The sequence below is a fragment of the Wolbachia endosymbiont of Rhagoletis indifferens genome, assembly GCF_048537595.1.
GTDB lineage: Bacteria > Pseudomonadota > Alphaproteobacteria > Rickettsiales > Anaplasmataceae > Wolbachia.
On sequence record NZ_CP175923.1, the window covers coordinates 525,664 to 542,929 of the forward strand.

At 36.2% G+C, this 17,266-nt stretch carries 15 protein-coding genes and 1 other RNA gene; 10 read left to right on the forward strand and 6 right to left on the reverse strand.

Annotated elements, in window-relative coordinates:
* The first annotated feature begins 171 nt into the window (after positions 1 to 171).
* The 4 genes from ssrA to ACJZL1_RS02670 all read left to right on the forward strand — a co-directional run bounded on the left by ssrA (position 172) and on the right by ACJZL1_RS02670 (position 2,235).
* Positions 172 to 508, forward strand: a transfer-messenger RNA (tmRNA) gene (ssrA, locus tag ACJZL1_RS02655).
* A gap of 22 nt (positions 509 to 530) precedes the next feature.
* Positions 531 to 968, forward strand: a complete 438-nt coding sequence (locus tag ACJZL1_RS02660; RefSeq protein WP_265025749.1) for a ClpXP protease specificity-enhancing factor SspB — start codon at positions 531 to 533, stop codon at positions 966 to 968.
* Between the two features lie 456 nt (positions 969 to 1,424).
* Positions 1,425 to 1,697, forward strand: a complete 273-nt coding sequence (locus ACJZL1_RS02665) for a transposase (protein WP_265025750.1) — start codon at positions 1,425 to 1,427, stop codon at positions 1,695 to 1,697.
* A 271-nt stretch (positions 1,698 to 1,968) separates the two neighbouring features.
* Positions 1,969 to 2,235, forward strand: a complete 267-nt coding sequence (locus ACJZL1_RS02670) for a transposase (RefSeq protein WP_419247447.1) — start codon at positions 1,969 to 1,971, stop codon at positions 2,233 to 2,235.
* A gap of 163 nt (positions 2,236 to 2,398) precedes the next feature.
* Here the strand turns inward: ACJZL1_RS02670 and ACJZL1_RS02675 are convergent, their stop codons facing one another.
* Complete coding sequence (locus ACJZL1_RS02675) at positions 2,399 to 4,123, reverse strand: actin-bundling T4SS effector WalE1 family protein (protein WP_419247448.1); 1,725 nt, start codon at positions 4,121 to 4,123, stop codon at positions 2,399 to 2,401.
* 217 nt (positions 4,124 to 4,340) lie between these two features.
* Between ACJZL1_RS02675 and ACJZL1_RS02680 the strand changes: the two genes are divergently transcribed.
* From ACJZL1_RS02680 to ACJZL1_RS02695, 4 genes are all read left to right on the forward strand, one after another.
* Complete coding sequence (locus ACJZL1_RS02680; protein WP_265025751.1) at positions 4,341 to 4,502, forward strand: hypothetical protein; 162 nt, start codon at positions 4,341 to 4,343, stop codon at positions 4,500 to 4,502.
* A gap of 74 nt (positions 4,503 to 4,576) precedes the next feature.
* Positions 4,577 to 5,614, forward strand: coding sequence for an FtsH protease activity modulator HflK (hflK, locus tag ACJZL1_RS02685; protein ID WP_265026642.1), 1,038 nt, complete (start codon positions 4,577 to 4,579; stop codon positions 5,612 to 5,614).
* Between the two features lie 2 nt (positions 5,615 to 5,616).
* Positions 5,617 to 6,489, forward strand: a complete 873-nt coding sequence (hflC, locus tag ACJZL1_RS02690; RefSeq protein WP_265025752.1) for a protease modulator HflC — start codon at positions 5,617 to 5,619, stop codon at positions 6,487 to 6,489.
* A gap of 3 nt (positions 6,490 to 6,492) precedes the next feature.
* Positions 6,493 to 7,977 (forward strand): DegQ family serine endoprotease, encoded by a 1,485-nt coding sequence (locus ACJZL1_RS02695; RefSeq protein ID WP_265025754.1) that lies wholly within the window; start codon positions 6,493 to 6,495, stop codon positions 7,975 to 7,977.
* Here ACJZL1_RS02695 and ACJZL1_RS02700 read toward each other — a convergent pair.
* Positions 7,952 to 9,055 carry an alpha/beta hydrolase family protein gene (locus ACJZL1_RS02700; protein WP_419247449.1) on the reverse strand — a complete coding sequence of 368 codons (1,104 nt, stop codon included), beginning with the start codon at positions 9,053 to 9,055 and terminating at the stop codon, positions 7,952 to 7,954. The genes ACJZL1_RS02695 and ACJZL1_RS02700 overlap by 26 nt on opposite strands.
* A gap of 60 nt (positions 9,056 to 9,115) precedes the next feature.
* On the opposite strand from ACJZL1_RS02700, the gene terL reads away from it, so the two are divergent.
* Positions 9,116 to 10,660, forward strand: coding sequence for a phage terminase large subunit (gene terL / locus ACJZL1_RS02705; protein ID WP_419247450.1), 1,545 nt, complete (start codon positions 9,116 to 9,118; stop codon positions 10,658 to 10,660).
* Position 10,661: 1 nt separating this feature from the next.
* Here terL and ACJZL1_RS02710 read toward each other — a convergent pair whose 3' ends face one another.
* From ACJZL1_RS02710 to ACJZL1_RS02720, 3 genes are all read right to left on the reverse strand, one after another.
* Entirely contained in the window at positions 10,662 to 14,159 is a 3,498-nt protein-coding gene (locus ACJZL1_RS02710) for a hypothetical protein (protein ID WP_419247451.1), read from the reverse strand.
* Positions 14,160 to 14,200: 41 nt separating this feature from the next.
* Complete coding sequence (locus tag ACJZL1_RS02715) at positions 14,201 to 14,404, reverse strand: hypothetical protein (protein ID WP_419247452.1); 204 nt, start codon at positions 14,402 to 14,404, stop codon at positions 14,201 to 14,203.
* 119 nt (positions 14,405 to 14,523) lie between these two features.
* Positions 14,524 to 14,814: a hypothetical protein gene (locus ACJZL1_RS02720; protein ID WP_419247453.1), complete on the reverse strand. Its 291-nt coding sequence runs from the start codon at positions 14,812 to 14,814 to the stop codon at positions 14,524 to 14,526.
* Positions 14,815 to 14,826: 12 nt separating this feature from the next.
* Here ACJZL1_RS02720 and ACJZL1_RS02725 point away from each other — a divergent pair, with 12 nt between their 5' ends.
* On the forward strand, positions 14,827 to 14,949 hold the full coding sequence (locus ACJZL1_RS02725) for a hypothetical protein (RefSeq protein WP_419247454.1): 123 nt from the start codon (positions 14,827 to 14,829) through the stop codon (positions 14,947 to 14,949).
* A 286-nt stretch (positions 14,950 to 15,235) separates the two neighbouring features.
* On the opposite strand, the gene ACJZL1_RS02730 is transcribed toward ACJZL1_RS02725, so the two are convergent.
* Entirely contained in the window at positions 15,236 to 16,621 is a 1,386-nt protein-coding gene (locus ACJZL1_RS02730; protein ID WP_419247455.1) for a hypothetical protein, read from the reverse strand.
* Positions 16,622 to 17,266: the final 645 nt, after the last annotated feature.

Sequence of the window (17,266 nt, forward strand, 5' to 3'; positions counted from 1 at the left end):
CAAGAACACTCAGAAAAAGTGCCAACCTGCCACCTATCCACTCTGAAAAGTGATTATCTTCTCTTGCTTCCAACCAAGCAATACCTAATTCATACCTTCTGGGTAAGGTCACAGAATTTTTTACTGGAAATCTTAATTTTGTTTTAGCAATAAATCAACTTAAGGTCATAATATCTTGACATTTATTTAATGTTGCTATATAATAGCTATGTATATTTTGTGTACTATAGCAATAAAATTACCTTGTAATAGGTGTATTGGACCCGAGGGCAGTACTCGGCGCCTCCACCATGTTTTTTAATTTATATGGGGGCGAATAAGGATCGACATGCATAGTAAAGATGGTAGCTTTGCTCGGTTAGACACCACCGCTAAGAGTTCATAATTTAAATGCAAACGATAATTTTGCTGCTGAAGACGATGTTGCAATAGCTGCTTAATTTAAGCACTATAACTTCATTGCTATAAGCACGGTTTAGGGAACGCCGGGTAACAGAAGTTCCCCAAAAATTTACGTATGTGGAAGTTATATGGAGCAAACAGATTACAAAAAATTGCTTAATTCTGCCAAGTTTCAAGTTATCAAAAAGACTTTAGATGTTATATCAGGTAATGGTTTTATCCCTCATTTAGAAATATTATTTTTCACATATTTTAATGGTGTGACCATGCCAGATCGTTTGAAAAAGTCATACCCCACTCAAATGCTTATTATATTACAGCATCAATTCTATGATTTAAAAGTTTCTGAGGATAAATTTAGCGTCAGTTTGAGTTTTCAAGGAAAACAAGAGCGAATTACTATACCGTTTTTTGCTATTAGTGAGTTTCGTGATAAAATTTCAGGAGATGTTTTAATATTTGACAAAATCAGTATCGATTCTGATAAAGAATACAAAAGTGAAAAATGTACTGAAAAATTATCAAACGGTAGTATTATATCCATAGATCAACTGCGTGATAAATAGTTACTCATAAGAGGCTTAAAAGTCTTTTCTCTCGCTTTGACAAAACCTCTGAAGTTTTTATGGGCTTTTTAAATTTCGTGTAGGCTCTCATTTGGCTTCTCTAAAATTTTGTCCACAGAGTCTAGCGAATAGTCTATTTTAGTCAACCACTTCAAAGGTTCTTCTTTGAACGTTTCTACTACATCTTTTAAAGAAAAAGAAACTGGCTGAACACTCTGCAAATACCCTTCAGGCTTGCTCGACTCTATTGTTATATATCACCAAAAAAAGAGCTCTCAAACCTATATCAAAATGGCCATAGAGGAATTCATACCATCTTTGTTTCATTCTATAGCTAAACTGACTTAGATTTACCGACAATTTGAAAAACGACAAATTCGTCATTCCGCTACTATAGTATTTCCTAAAACAAATGATAAAGGTATAATATGGAATTAATGAAATATGAGGTAAGTAATGGCATACAGTGTAGACTTAAGGGAGAAAGCTATCTCTTTGGTGGAAAGAGGGAAGTCAAAATCTGAAGTAGCAGATCTTCTAGAAATAGGAATTGCAACCTTGTACAGATGGCTGAAAAAGAAAGGAAACGGTGAAAGCCTGGAGGCAGGAAAGAATGGAAGTTTTATTCGAAAAATAGATCCAGAAGTACTCAAAGAATATGTCAAAAAACACCCAGCTAGCAGAAATGAAACAAAATCTAGGATTTGGAATAAATTCAATTTGGTATAGGTTAAAACAGCTAAAAATAACCTTAAAAAAAAGTCACAGAACGTAGTCAAGAAGATAGGCAGCGCTTTACCGATAAAATCTCAAAAATAGACCACTCTAGCATTTTATATATAGATGAAGCAGGAGTTGATAATAGATTATACCGAGAATATGGACGAGCTCCAAAAGGAGAAAAAATATATGCTCTGGAAAAAAGCGAGAGAGAGTAAGTATAATAGGCGGATGAGAAGTTCATTGCACCAATAACTTTCACGGGAGAAAGAAGTATTTAATGCGTGAGATATTACTGCCACAGTTAAAGCGTGGTACAACTATAGTTATGGATAATGCTATATTTCATAAGACTCCTAAAACAAAGTCATTAATAGAGTCTTTTGGCTGTCATTTGTTGTACCTTCCAGCATATTTACCAGATTTGAATCCTATAGAATACTATTGGCATACCATCAAAAGTCGCCTCAGACCTCTAATGCACCACTATACAGACTTGCAGCTTTTAGTTGGTAATACCATAATGGAAATTTATCATTCATTTTAGAAACTACTATAGTTAGCAGAATCTATGCCGAGATACCGCGGCGGTATGACGTAGAGCTGTACTAGCTATAGAAAATTTCTATGGTCAAACCTTCAGTTAGAAAAAACAAAAAAGGATGTTACTCGTTGAGTAACATCCTTTTAGAGAAAGTAAGTAGTTTTATTTATTTCGTTTTCACACTTGCAGGATGATGAACGCTATTTTCACCTACTTTCGTAGAAGGCTGTCCCACCAGTTTATTCAGATAACCTGTCTTTTTTAAGTCAGCTTGGGTTTTTGCCTTGCCATCTTCGTTAGTAAACATTGTGTGTGTTGGAGAGAAAGTTGGTGAATTGAATCCACTATCAGAACCATTACGATTACTCAAAGAACTCTGTGTAGATTCAGTTTTAGCACTTGAACTAAATTCTTCTAAGTTTTTCTCCATTGCTGCCACCACTCCATCATTTAAAGAGTTCAGAGAGGGAATTCCAGGCACCTTTGGTGGATCAACTGGAGTAAGCTTAGAAGAACTACCACCTAAGCTACTAGATGAACTGCTTCTTCTAAGACGATTAGGATCTACTGTTACAAAGTCCTGAGAATCTGAATCAGAGACAGTAGCAGTACTTTCAGTTCCTATAGAATTTAGTGAATTGCTTCTTGGTAGCTTCGGTTGAGCAACAGATAACGTGTCTGATTCAGAAAGAACTTGATATTTAACGTCAGTAGTTTCTTTCGGTGCTTTTTTACCCCCAAGCCATGATGGCATTTTTTCTCTAAATGAAGAAGGTGCTTTTACTTCTTTATGCTCCGCAGGATTTAACAATTCCGCTTCGCTGCTAGCAGTACTTTCAGTTCTTACAGAGTCTAGTGAACTGCTTTTTGACAAGCTGCTAGTTGATTGTGTAGAGTCTTTTCTTCCCAGTGAAAAGACTGGTGAGAATGAAGAAGACTTACTAGCTTTTCTTTCTTCTGCGTCTTTTGCGTTGTTACGCCCCACAGATTGATAAAATTCGTATTCTCTTTTACATTCTCCAATAATCCTCTTAATTTTATCGTGATGTTCAGAGAAAATTTCATAAAGATTGTTATTATCTTTAGATAATAAATTTTGCAACTTCTTAGCGTCCAATTTATTGACAAAATCTACTTGCTGTTTCAACCGGTTGATCAACTGGTCCTTTTTGACACTTTGTTGACCATCAACAGAATAAGCTTTCTCTAATATTTTTTCTCCCAACTTAGAAAATATTTCCTTAGTTAAAGCAGAGTTATTCACGGCTTTGTCTTCAAGAACTTCCTTAATAAACATCTCCTTTACACTATTGAAATTCCTTGTTTTTTCTTCTGTTTTCAAAACAACAGTTTGACCTTCGTTACCTATTGAATATGGGATGGCATCCAAACTAGACATGCTCGCACCACCATTACTCATCTTTCTCCCAAATTTTTGAACGCCATCCCCCATTGCTCTTAATGCAGAACTAGTTCCCTCTCTTGTTGCCTGTCCCACAGAACTTACAGCTTCTTTTACTGAGTCCCTAGCATGCACAGCACCACCTCTAATTTCTCTTCCAATATCTTTCACCCCTTCAACTGTTTTTCCTGCTGACCATTTGAGCCCTTTGAATGTGTATTCAACTGCTTTATAAGCAAAAAATAGAGTTAGGGCAACTATTGCACCTGGTACAGCAAGTGGTAAGGCAACTGCCACAATTGGAAGTGCTGAAGCAAATATCGCACCTGCTACACTTACTGCTAATATTTTTTCCTTTGAAGACAAATCAGAAGAGAATCTATCAAACATGTTGCTCTCTTTATTCTCAAATAACTTACTAAAAGTTCCAGCAAATATACTTTGTTGCTTCCCCTTAGAAACTAAATTTGTTTGTTTATCAGGTAACATTTTAAACCTCACTATTAATTAAATATATTATATTGTACACCTTCGATTCTTAAGTTAGTGTTAATTTGGCTGCCAGTATTTATTTGTCTTTGAATAATTCTGCTTGACATGTTTTTCGGAAGCGTAGAAAATTAGGTTAAGGGCTCTTCGAGCTAGAGTATTTATGAGGTGCACAAAAAGGATACCCACCCTTTTAATTATTGCAGTTTTAATAATAATGGTTTTGTTATCTCATTATTGTTCTCACCTTCACGAAGACGTAGTGCACTTAAAGAGTGACAATAAAGAATTCAAAAAAAAGCCAGAAAATTCCATAGAATCGACCATATTACATAGAGAAAAGGAAGTGTATGATCATGTTTTCCATCCTGATAATTAATTTATAAATAAAATAGTTTTGCATTTTCTTATAAGATGAGTAATATTAGCGTATTAATTATAGAATCAATCATTATGTTTGATGAGAATAATCCTTGGAATCCGGGAAAGAAATCGATAGGGAACAAAACTCCTAATAATGAAGATATTTTAAGTAAAGCTGTATCTGATATAAGGTTCTTTCTTAATGGATTAACCAGAAACAGGGGCAAAAAACCTTATTTTATCATTTTCATTATTTTGCTGTTCTATGCTTGCACTGGCTTTTATATTGTTCACCCCAGTGAAGAAGGCATAGAACTTACCTTTGGTAAATACTCTAACACAGAGATGTCCGGTTTGCGCTATCACTTCCCCTATCCTATTGGTAAGGTTTTTAAAGTAAACGTTAAGGAAGTAAATCGTGAAGAAATTGGTGTAAGCGGTTCTTATGGACGAGATACAGATCGTGGTGAAGGTGTGATGCTAACTGGAGATGAAAATATAGTCAACGTTAACTTCGAAATTCAGTGGCGCGTTAGAGATGCTAAGGACTATTTATTCAAAGTGCGGGATCATCAACCTGGTTTAAGCGTTAAAAACGCTGCTGAAAGTGCTATGAGGGAGATAATAGGTAAGAATACAATTTCTTTTGCACTGGAAGGTCAAGGGAGAGCCGAAATTTCCAGAGATACTAGAATTCTATTGCAGCAGATTCTTGATGGATACCAAATGGGCATAGAGATTTTATCTGTTCAAATGAAAAAAATCGATCCACCAGAAAAAGTAATTAGCTCATTTAGAGATGTGCAAAGTGCTCGTGCAGATAAAGAGCGTACTATAAACGAAGCATATTCTTATAGTAATGATATCATACCTCGAGCAAAAGGTGAAGCGATAAAGATAAAATTAGATGCAGAGGCATATGAGAATGAAGTAATAAATGAAGCAAAAGGTAATGCAAATCGCTTTTTATCTCTTTATGAGGAATATAGACAGAATCCTTCTCTCGTTAAGAATCGTATTTATCTTGAAACTATGGAAAATATTTTCAGTAAGGTAGACAAAGTTGTTGTAACTGATGATCTGAAAGGTATGTTTTCTTATTTACCTCTTACAAATTTAGGGAAATAACCATGAGTAGTAATATTAAAATCATTTTTGTTTCTGTATTTGTTGTTTTATTGATTGTTTTATCTAATTCAATATTTGTTGTACAAGAAACAAAGCAAGCTATAGTTATACAACTGGGTAAAGTTGTAAGGGATGTTAGGGAAAGTGGCTTATATTTTAAGTTACCATTCATAAATAGTGTAGAGTTTCTTGATAAAAGAGTTTTAGATCTAAGTCCTGATAAAACCCCAAGGGAAGTGATAACAGCGGATCAAAAACGTATTATAGTAGATGCGTATGCAAAATATAAAATAACGAATCCTGTTACTTTTTACCAGGCTGTGAGGAATGAATCAGGGCTGGTTAGAAGATTATATCCGGTTATAGAAGCACACATAAGAGAAAATATAGGCAGATTTTCGTTGATTAGTTTGCTGAATGAAAAAAGGTCAGAAGTCATGCAGTTAATTCAGCACGGAGTTTACTCTGAAGCTGAAAAATTTGGCATAGAAATAATAGATGTAAGAATTAAGAGAGCAGATTTACCAGAAGAAAATAGTTCTGCAATATTTCGCCGTATGCAAACTGAAAGGGAAAAAGAAGCAAAAGAAATTAGAGCAGAAGGAGAGCAAGCGGGGCAGGAAATTAGATCAAAAGCTGATAAATTAAAAAGGGAAATTATCTCCAGTGCAGTAAAAGAATCATATGAAACAAGGGGCCGTGGTTATGCTGAAGCAACTAGAATTTATAATGAGGCATTTAAGATTGATGAAGAGTTCTTTAACTTTTATCGCTCCATGAGCGCTTACAGTAAATCATTTGCCGAAAATAATACTAAATTTGTACTTTCACCAAACAATACCTTTTTAGATATTTTAAATAAAGGATGGAAATAATTTATGAAAAGTAAGGCATTTATTTTATCTATATTTGCATATTTTCTAATTGCGTTTTCTTCGCATGCTAATATGTTTGATTGGAATGCAAAAAAGGTCGTTGATGCTAGCACTACTGCATGCAACTGTAATCAAGGACTTGCCGATTTAGTGGAAGAACTCATTCCTGCGGTTGTAAATATTTCAAGCGAACAAATCATCAAACAAGAAAATAACAGCAGAACTAGAGTTCCATCTATGCCAGGAAATAATTTTTTTGATGATTTTAGAGAGTTTTTTGAGCACTTTGATCAGTTTTTTATGGATAGGGGCCCTAGTGTTAACAGAGAGGTGGTGTTGCTTGGTTCTGGGTTTATTATAGATAAAGGTGGAACTATAGTAACCAATTATCACGTTATTAAAAATGCCAAAGATATCACAGTTACTATGAACGATAATACTTATTTCAAAGCAGAAGTTTTAGGCTATGATGCAAGAACTGATCTTGCTGTGCTTAAGATTAATTCTGATAAAGATCTTTCTTCTGTTGCATTTGGTGATTCTGATAAAGCAAGGGTTGGTGATACGGTTATGGCAATAGGTAACCCATTTGGTTTGGGTGGCTCTGTAAGCACAGGAATTATATCTGCAAGGTCCAGAGACATTAGTATCGGCACTATGAATGAATTTATTCAAACTGATGCTGCAATTAATAGAGGCAACTCTGGAGGGCCATTATTTGATTTAAATGGAAAAGTTATAGGCATTAACACCGCTATCTATTCCCCATCTGAGTCTGGCGGTAACGTGGGTATAGGCTTTGCTATACCATCTAATTTAGCTATGTCAATTATTGACACATTAAAAAGTGGCAAAAAAATAAAACATGGTTGGCTTGGTGTGCAAGTTCAGCCTATAACGAAAGAATTTGCTGAGTCTTTGGGTTTAAAAGATACAAAAGGTGCACTGGTTGCAAGTATAGTAAAGGATAGCCCTGCAGAAAAAGGTGGAATTAAGGTGGGTGACATATTATTAGAATTTGATGATAAAAAAATTGATAGAATGACACAATTGCCTCAAATGGTTTCAAGAACTGAACCTGGAAAAAAAGTACAAATTAAGTTACTTAGAAAGGGCAAAGAGGTCAATATTAAGGTTGTGATTGAAGAATCTGCAAATGATGGTCAAGGTAATAATCAAGAAGAAAATAAATCAACATCCGATTACATAACTGGTTTAACTGTTTCAAACCTGCCAAAAGAATCAAAAGAAAGTAATCCTACAAAAGGTGTGATAGTTACTAATGTAGATAGTAACAGTAATGCCACGCTGCGTGGTATTAAAAAAGGGGACATCATTATCCAATTAGATGGAACCGATATAGAAAATATTAATGATTTTCAAAAACAAGTTGATTCAGCAGTAAAGAAAAACGGTAAAGATTCAATAATGTTGCTTATTTACCGCAATGGAAATCAATTCTTTACTTCGATAAAGTTGAAGAAATAGTTGACTCATAGCTACCTGCAGGGTGTCGGTTTGCTGCCGTAATATTTACTTTCGACATTGAACTTGTACAGCCAGAAAAATCTTCATAAAATTTACTTTTTCTAAACTCTTCAACTTTCTCTTCGCTGTTTAGTGAGCCACATTCAGCAAAGTATGAATCTGTCTTTTGAATATATAAACTGATTAATTCAGGAAAAGTGTAACTAACTTTGTTGGAAGATTTTAAACACTTAATAGGCAAGCCATGAATGCCCTTGTTAGTCCTTTTAGGATCAATACATTCATTATTTTTTATTAACATTGTATGTTGCTTGAAAAATTTCTCATTCTCTTCAAAACCTTCGAAGACTTCTTTTTTTTGGTAATTTTTCTTTCTACCATTTTTTTCTATTCTTTCTATTTTTGTTGCAAGTTGCGCTGATTGTTTGATTGTCTTATCTCCTTCGCGATTAAAGTACATCGTATAAGGAGTAATTGAATTTATGATTTTATGTGTCTTCCAATGACAACCAAAAATCTTTAGTACTAATTTGATTATCGGAGCAAGAAGAATTTTTAATTTTGCTATAAAACCAAAGTAGTAAAGAGAGGCTTGTTTGAGTGAACTAAGAGAGGCTTGTTTGAGTGAACTAGCAGCGTTGCTAACAACACACCTCAAATGTATATCATTATTTTTAAAATTTTTATGAACCTCTGCAGCTACATGTCCGCCAAAGCAATCCCCAAATAATATTATATTATCCGGCTTTATACCATTTTTTAACAAATCAGTGACAACTACAATGCCTGATTCAACTCTATCGTTACGAAACGTAAAAGAGTTTTTGCTCTTGCCCAAGCCAGGATAGTTAAAGAGATGTACAGTAATTCCTCGGTCTGTTGCCCATTGCCAATTTTGCAAATCCAACTCTTTGGATTTTACAATACGATTCCCTCCACCTACAAAATAGACTAGATGCTTTCCATTCCGTTGATCTACATCTTTACTAGGCATTATTATCTTTTGGATTTTCATCCCATTTTGAGTTCTTACAAACTCTTCCTTAGTTTGTATTTTAATTTCTCTTGTTTCTTTCACGTCTTAACTCTCACTACATCAATTTCATAATACATAAAATCTTTAAAAGAGTCAATCCTCATGAATAAAATCAACTTTCTAAAATTCATTGAACTGTGCTTTCAAACGGTGGTGCCGGGATGTGAGTATAATGATTATCAGTACATAAAAGTCATAGAAGACAGGCTGAAAGCAGCGAATGCTGGCGAAGTAAGGCGCATAATATTCAATATGCCTCCGCGTTCAATGAAGTCCATATGTGCTAGTGTTGCGTGGCCCGCGTGGATACTGGGAAATCAGCCATCTGCAAGAATAATAGTTGCAAGTTATTCTAAGTTGCTTAGCGAAAAACATTCGCTCGATACGAGGTGCATAATGCAATCTGATTGGTATAAAGAACTATTTCCAGAGGTAAAATTATCCAAAGACCAGAACACTAAATATAAATTCCAAACAGTGCAGAGAGGATTTAGAATCGCAACATCAGTTGGAGGGACGTTAACCGGTGAAGGTGGAGATTTCATCATCGTGGATGATCCGCTTAACCCTGCCCAAGCTTTGAGTGAAACGTTTAGAAAGCGTGTTACAAATTGGTTCGATCAGACTTTGGTAACGAGGCTCAACGATAGAAAAAAAGGAGTAATTGTGCTTGTGATGCATAGGCTCCACCTGGAAGACTTAACAGGGCACCTCTTATCCAAGCCAAAAAACATATGGCATCACATTTGTTTGCCAATGATTTCTGAAAATAAGGAGGTTATTTATTCAATTAATAACCATACTGGTGTCATTCCAACCCCCCCTCCTGTCATCCCAGTGCCCAGACACTGGGATCCAGAAAATTCAACCGCAAAAGACTGGATTCCAGCATCAAGTGCTGGAATGACACTACCTGCAAGAGTATTATACTCAAGAGAAGAGAATGAGTTATTATATCCCCTGGAGGGAGGAAGAGAAGAAGTTGAGATGATAAAAGTTGAACTCGGGAGTTACGCTTTTGCTGCTCAATATCAACAAAACCCCCTGCCGCTTTCAAGTGGTATAATAAAACAAGAGTGGCTAAAGCGCTATAAAAATTTCCCTGATAATCTCTCACATGTAACTCAAAGCTGGGACACTGCAGTTTCAACAAACGATTCCAGCGACTTTAGCGTCTGCACCACCTGGGCAAAAATAGATAATAAATTCTATTTACTTGATGTATATCGGGCAAAGCTTGAGTATCCAAAGCTTAAAGAGCAAGTTCTGTCACTAGCTGCAAGATGGACGCCACACGCAATTTTGATCGAAGCAAAAACAAGTGGTCAACAATTAACACAAGAGCTAAAGGCAAATAGCGATCTACCGATTATTGAAATAGTGCCACACAATGACAAACTCACTCGATTTTATCAAATTGTTCCGGTGATAGAGTCTGGCAGGGTTTTTCTGCCACAGCAAGCGGTATGGCTCAATGATTTTGAGTATGAGATTTTAATGTTCCCAGAAGCCCGTTATGATGATCAGGTGGACAGTACAGTACAATATTTACAATGGACAAGAAAAACCACCGACAGCATCCCCAGGGTCAGGGGCTTTGGCCCCAACCCTAATAAAACGCTTAGGTGGCTGAGAGCAGTGGATTAGATCAATTGCTTCTAAATTTTTTTATGGGAGAGTGCTGCTCGGCCTTAGTAGCATCCAGTTTTGTGGATATTCTCAAATTTTCCACACTTAATTCTAGAGTATGTTTTGGCGATCCTCCTCTAGTATTCTCACAATCCATAGACTCATAACCACTTGTTCCACTTGTTTTCCCCTCAGCTTTAGAGCTTACGTTTTCAGCATCAGTCGCCTCCCCTGAAGAGATACCGCTGTCTTTATTATCTTCGGACTTCATCTTTTTAGCTTTTGATGTACCTTTAGTATACTCTGAATCTTCCACAAACAACTTTGTTTCCCAATCGTTAAAAGTACGGTCAAGGCAGTATCCACCTTTGCCTTTTATAATTGGAATACCTTCTAATGCGTTTCCATCGGGATAAGAGGCTGTAGCTGCTTCGTCAGGTTTTATCCTACTGTAATATCCTCCTTCTCTTTCTATTCCTTTCACCTTGGAATTTACCAATTCGTCCTTTTTAGATTTCACTGCCTCTTCGACAGTGTTAATGTCGATATCTCCTATTTTAATGTCGATATCTCCTGTTTCCGCTTTTTTCTTATACCCATAAATAAAAAGTTTTTTTAAGTTAAATAAGGCACCACGACTTATATTAGCAACAACTGTTGTTTCTTGGTTTTTCTCACAATTAAGTTCAAATGGAAACTCATCTAGATCATAGGCTTCTTTCTTATCTTCACAATACTCTTCTTTCGTCTTATCTATTACCTCCTGTAAATATTCTTCTACATTAACACTATCAGGAATTAAACTAGCAATCTTCCCATTTTTTACAATAAAGTTAGTATCAGGAAGGTCGAAATTATTATTACTGTAGTTAAACGCATAAAGCAATGCTTTAAACAACTCTTTTTCTTCCTCGTTAACTAATGTACCTCTAAGCCGTAGTTTTTGCTCTCTGAGCAACAATTTTACTTCACACTCTTCACGACTACGGTCAAGCACGTATTCATCTCCTTCAAGTGCAATTGGAATTATTTTCATTGGCCCTTCATCAGGAAAACAACCCTTACATGCTTCTTCAAGAGAATCGCCATAAGATCGCTGGCGATCTACCCATTCGTCCTTTTCACGTTTCTCTACCTTTTTGACCCAATTAATGTCGATAGCACCTACGTTTTTCCCAAACTTCTGCCTAAAAAGTTTTTCTAAGTTAGATAAAGCACCACTACTTATATTAGCAACAACTGTCTTTCTTGAATTTTTCTCACAATCATTTTGATTTTTTTCATAATCAGGATCAGGAAGAAATTTAAATGGAAACTCATCAAAATCGCAAGATTCTCTTGCTTCTTTCTCAGTTTCATAATACTCTTCTACTACATAATCTATTACCACCTGTAAATATTCCTCTCTATCAACATTATCATGGAGTAAACTAACAATTTTCCCATCTTTTGCAAAAAAGTTAGTATAAACACCATCAAGAGTATAATTCATTAGGTTGAATGTATAAAGCAATGCTTTAGACAACTTTTCTTCTTCCTTTTCCTTAGTAACTTGCTGTTTTTCTTTCATGCTACAAATGTTCTCCGTATCTTCTGGAGGATCTGCAAAAATCCCAAGATTTGAGGATATTGGATCATTCCTTGTCGTAAGAGAAGAAGTCGATGGTGGCAAACACCAAGAACTACTCCCTGTTAGCATATTTTTACCAGCGCCTCTCGATGATGAAGCTCCACTCTGTGACAATGACCATAATCCTGCACTTGAAGCCGGTGATGACCAATGGTTCATTGGCTGACTAGTCCATGTTGACATACCTTTATTAGCATCTTTCGATGATGAAGCTCCACTCTGTGACCATGATAAACCACTAGGTCCTGGTTTAGTAAATTGCATTGACGATATCCATTTATTTTCGGACGTGCCTTGTGATAAACAAGGGTTCGTTTGCTGAGCCCAAGGGTTAGTCCCTACTGGATTAGCACCTTTCGATGATGAAGCTCCACTCTGTGACCATAACGAGGATCCTGGGATACTACCACTAGCTGCTGCAGCACCTAGATTTCCCCCTTTAGATGGCCCTGGAACACCCTGACTAACTGTAGGAAAACTCAATTGTGTCGATGACCAAGATCCTTTACTCGTTCCAGCTGAATTTACATGATTGTGCAGCAGCCGTCCTTCTTTTTCCGTTTCTGATCCTTGCTCTGACCCTCGCCTGGGAGAATCCTCTAATGCTCCATCCTGACTCCGCGTGGGAGACTCCCATTCCATATCTGACAGTTCAGTCGATGGCCCTGGACCACCACTTGAAGAACCAGAATCCTTAGGTTTCGGAGGTGAATTACTATCATAACCACTATCTGTGTCTGCTTTCCTTTGGTTGGGCGGTGTTCTTGGTGGTTCTGCATGCGTAGGAGAATTGAATGGCGACTGTGCAGGCGACAATGCTCGCTCAGGGTCAATGGCCAGTTCATGGTCTTTGTTGATTACAGAGCTTTCTATTATTTTGGTTACCACACAGTGAGAAATTTCTTTATTAGAAAAGTCTATGCCATATATCGCACTGCTTCCATTTACTTTGAATGTTGCTTGAGTTTTATCACTAACATCATCAAGTACAACATTATTAAATGCATGATTTATATCACGTGCTTCCTCCTTTGTTAAAAACCTAGCTCCCCTACAATCTTGCATAATAGGTATAAGAATTGAGGCTTCTTCTCTATTTAAAGGAGACACACACATAAACCCAGCTACTATTGTTTTCGTTGATTGATAAAAAGAGTTTATTATTGAGTCTTTAAGCAACATCACACTATGATCAACATCATTGCTAACTCCAAGATCGATGCCTACAAGCCATGCAATATATCGCGTTACACTATCAATAAAACGAGCGTCATCAAAAACGTCCCTGATATATACACTATTGCCTTTAACCTTCAGAGGGTTCTTAAAACCATTCCTATACCCATATCTATTCTCCATCCTTGACAAAAACTCACGCTCAAATTCCTCACGTAATTGTTTATTATCAAATTCACCACACCATAAATACTTTTTCTTGTTGAATGGTACGGCTGTGCTACTAACTCGCATATCTTCTAGAACACCCTTTGCAAGTGAAGCAGCCAAATGAGACTTTAAATTAAAAATCACGCCCTGATCTATAGGTGTTACAAACTCAATTCTACCTTGCTTATCTACGGACCAGTCCCCTTTATAGATATAGTTAAATGGAAAAGACGTAACATCAAAATCTTTCTTGGCTGTATCCAATATTTCTTTATCATTACTTTCTTCAATGCCATAGAATTCACGTATTATCTTCCTTTTTATACTGTCCAGATACCTGCTACACTGATAATCCTTCATACCCTTATCAAATGAGACTACAATATAGTCCTTCTTGCCCTCGCTTTGTAGCGTAAAATTAGTTTTAACTGTATCACGAGCATAATTATGTACATTAAAAGCGCTAACCAATGCTCTTACTGTTTCTCTTGTATTAGGCATAACAACCTCCCCATTTTTAAATTACGACAACTACCCTTTACTTAACGTTTCATAGAACTACCGGGATTATTTTTTTGCTCGGACTGACGTCGCTTCTCTATTTCCATTAGCTTCCTGGCTGTATGACTATGGTCATCATATCTTGCTCCTTTAGCGTGCATTACTATTCCACCACCTGGTCCCTTATTCCGCTCATTCCATTCTTTTTCTCCCTTGAACCTTTCCTTACCATTATCATTTGGCATATTGCCCTCCAGTAAAAATATTATGTAATTAATATACTAAAAATAAAATTAAGTGCAAGCACTTTTTTATATTTTTTTTCAAAAAATTTTATTCACTCTTTTTCATAAAATTCAATTTTCTAGATTCCGCTAACACGTAGCGGAATGACGAACTGTCGACATCTGTCTATATGCCCCTGGATTCCAGTGTCACGCACTGGAATGACAAAAAAAGACGCTGAATGACGCCTGTGTTTCTTTTTACCATCAACTCCTACTCTTTTAATGTCATACCAGTACCTCTTTTTCTTGTCATCCCAACTAGGAAGGGTGTCATCCCAGTGCCCTCTTCTTGTCATCCCAGTGCCCAGACACTGGGATCTAGTCTTTTTTCCATCAAAAACACTCCCTTCTAACATAAAACCATACACTTATCAAACCTAATGTACATCCTGGATTCCAGTGGGCTTTGTTGCATCGCTACTTATAAAAGGCTAACTATAGCTAGGATTATAAGCAACCTATTGAAAATCTTGTTTTTTTGCAATCAATCTGATCAAATTTAAGAATAGTAATTTATTATTTATATTAATAAACTTAATTCTATTGAAAATAGCTAAAGCATTGAAATTCTTGAATTTTAGCCGGATTAGTGAGTGGTAGTGAAATTTCTTTTACTCAAATTTAGGTATTCACTGACCGTTCTTGTTATAAATACCAGAATAATAAGCTACTGATATTCTCCATCTTTTTTATCTTTAATCCATCATAGCTAGCGATGCAACAAAGCCATTCCAGTGTCACGCACTGGAATGACAAGAAAGGGACACTGGGATCTAACTATTTTCATGATTATGTCTTCCCTACTGACGGACCTCCTACACATTTTTCAACTTTTACATTATCAGTCAATCCTTTTGGTGGTTGAGCATTATTCACAAAACCTTCATTCTCAGCACCATTCCAAGGACCAATTGGAAAATTGCACTCACAGTCAGCAACAGAACTTTTAACGGATTGCTTCGGAGCTCTTTTGTCAGAAGCAGATTCCTGAGCAGATTTCCCCAGAGTATTTTCACTGGTTTGGTTAGGCTGCCCGTTAGAAACAGAGCTTTGAGCAGGTTGACTTGAAGCTTCCTTATAACTTCCCTTTCTTCCCCAATTACTCTTGCATCCATAACTATGCTTTATTTGTTCCTGCCCCGTCTCCGTTGCAGGCTTCTTCGGTGGACACACCTCTTTCTTCGGTTCAGGCTTCCTTTCTTCCATTTTTGGTTTTTGTACCTTACTATCCTCATTATTTATAGCTTGTTTATGTGAAAGGTCCATCGGAATTTTTAGAGGTTGCGGTAAAAGATCAAGTTCTGGTTTGCTCAAAACAACCGGCCTTACAAACCCAGATGAAGAATCAAAAAGGGAAACTGGCACTTTAGGTTTTTCTCTTTCATCTACCTTGATTTCTACGTCTTTATGAACTTCTTTAATTGCTTCTTCCTTTAATGATGTTTTTTCTGCTTTTTTATCTTCTTTTTCTTTAGATGCCTCTAGTATAGCTGCTAGCTCAACTCCAAACATCTCTGCGAATATTGTAACAATCCATCCGGTAACGGCGAGCTGTAACTTTAATTTAAGATTTTGTAGAGCCTCGAGCCTCTCTAACACCCTTGCAAACTCTTCTTCTGATAACTCACCACTGTTTAATTTCTCCTGCAATTCTTTTATCTCTTTGTCCAACCTCTGATCGAAACTTAAATCGCGTGCAAAAATCTTCTTGATTAACTCCTTAAGCTTATCACGCAAAAACTTAATTATCGAAAGAAGCCAATTTTTTTCTTTCTTCTCCTTGAGCATTTGGTAGATTTTCGGATCATCTACATTTACTTCAAAGAGGTTGAAGAGAGATTCAAAGAAGTTCCAGAAATCTCCCAGCGCTCTTTCACCAGTGAAGTCACCCTCATCATCTCCTTCGGTATGTAATTCTGCTTGAGATGATATTTCATCGATACAACTAGAGGCCTGACGCTCACACTCGAGCCTTCTAAGCAAATCTTGTCTGGCAAGCTCCTCTATGGCTGCTTTTAGTTCATTTAACTTCTGCTCCGCAGAGAAATCTTGCTCCCTGATTTTTCCTTGGAAAATTGAGCTACCGTTTTTGTTATTATCTGAAAAATTTTTCATTATTTTTGTCCCCTCAATAAAATTACTGCCTTTGTTCTTACTTAGAAAGCTTTCTACCATTTTTACTCCCTTCACAAAACTTAATAATTTAATTTTACAGCACTAAACATTTAAGAACTATTAATGTAAAGATGTCAATAAAATTATTGACATCTTTACACTATATATATTATATCATACGCCATTTAACCTTTCAATAATATTCTTGCTGCTTTTTCAAACTCTAGCATGCGCTTTCCTTAAATTGGTTCTTATTAGTGTTCACTTTTGCCTCTACCACCACTTTTTCTTGTAAAGTATTTGATATAGATTTTATTATACTCTCTGGCATAATATTTTCAACATATTATATTCAGAAGGAGAAACTATCAGAGCAACAGAGGCAGAGCAATACAAATAGTAAAAAACTCTCTAAACCTCGATCCGAAAACTTGAAAATGGAGGAAATGCTTATTCACTAAAGATGCTCCAAAACATCCAAGATCTTAACTCTAGACCACGCGATTCCAAGAAAAAATCTTCTCACGCTAGCTGATTTTTGTTGCTGGAAATGGTTGCATCATTTAAATTTATTAATGTTATACACTACCAAATTAATAGTTGCTCATTTAAGAACATCCTTCAACTTTACCCAACTCGACACATATACTTTTTGAAACATTGCTGCAAGTAGAAAAAAACAGGTTACCCACCTTAACTTCTTTA

Excerpts from the sequence above, each read along its gene's own strand:
- hflK (WP_265026642.1), top strand. The coding sequence starts at position 4,577 with ATGTTTGATGAGAATAATCCTTGGAATCCGGGAAAGAAATCGATAGGG.
- ACJZL1_RS02715 (WP_419247452.1), bottom strand. The coding sequence starts at position 14,404 with ATGCCAAATGATAATGGTAAGGAAAGGTTCAAGGGAGAAAAAGAATGG.
- terL (WP_419247450.1), top strand. The coding sequence starts at position 9,116 with ATGAATAAAATCAACTTTCTAAAATTCATTGAACTGTGCTTTCAAACG.
- ACJZL1_RS02670 (WP_419247447.1), top strand. The coding sequence starts at position 1,969 with ATGCGTGAGATATTACTGCCACAGTTAAAGCGTGGTACAACTATAGTT.
- ACJZL1_RS02665 (WP_265025750.1), top strand. The coding sequence starts at position 1,425 with ATGGCATACAGTGTAGACTTAAGGGAGAAAGCTATCTCTTTGGTGGAA.
- hflC (WP_265025752.1), top strand. The coding sequence starts at position 5,617 with ATGAGTAGTAATATTAAAATCATTTTTGTTTCTGTATTTGTTGTTTTA.
- ACJZL1_RS02725 (WP_419247454.1), top strand. The coding sequence starts at position 14,827 with ATGTACATCCTGGATTCCAGTGGGCTTTGTTGCATCGCTACTTATAAA.
- ACJZL1_RS02660 (WP_265025749.1), top strand. The coding sequence starts at position 531 with ATGGAGCAAACAGATTACAAAAAATTGCTTAATTCTGCCAAGTTTCAA.
- ACJZL1_RS02675 (WP_419247448.1), bottom strand. The coding sequence starts at position 4,123 with ATGTTACCTGATAAACAAACAAATTTAGTTTCTAAGGGGAAGCAACAA.
- ACJZL1_RS02710 (WP_419247451.1), bottom strand. The coding sequence starts at position 14,159 with ATGCCTAATACAAGAGAAACAGTAAGAGCATTGGTTAGCGCTTTTAAT.
- ACJZL1_RS02730 (WP_419247455.1), bottom strand. The coding sequence starts at position 16,621 with ATGGTAGAAAGCTTTCTAAGTAAGAACAAAGGCAGTAATTTTATTGAG.
- ACJZL1_RS02695 (WP_265025754.1), top strand. The coding sequence starts at position 6,493 with ATGAAAAGTAAGGCATTTATTTTATCTATATTTGCATATTTTCTAATT.
- ACJZL1_RS02680 (WP_265025751.1), top strand. The coding sequence starts at position 4,341 with ATGGTTTTGTTATCTCATTATTGTTCTCACCTTCACGAAGACGTAGTG.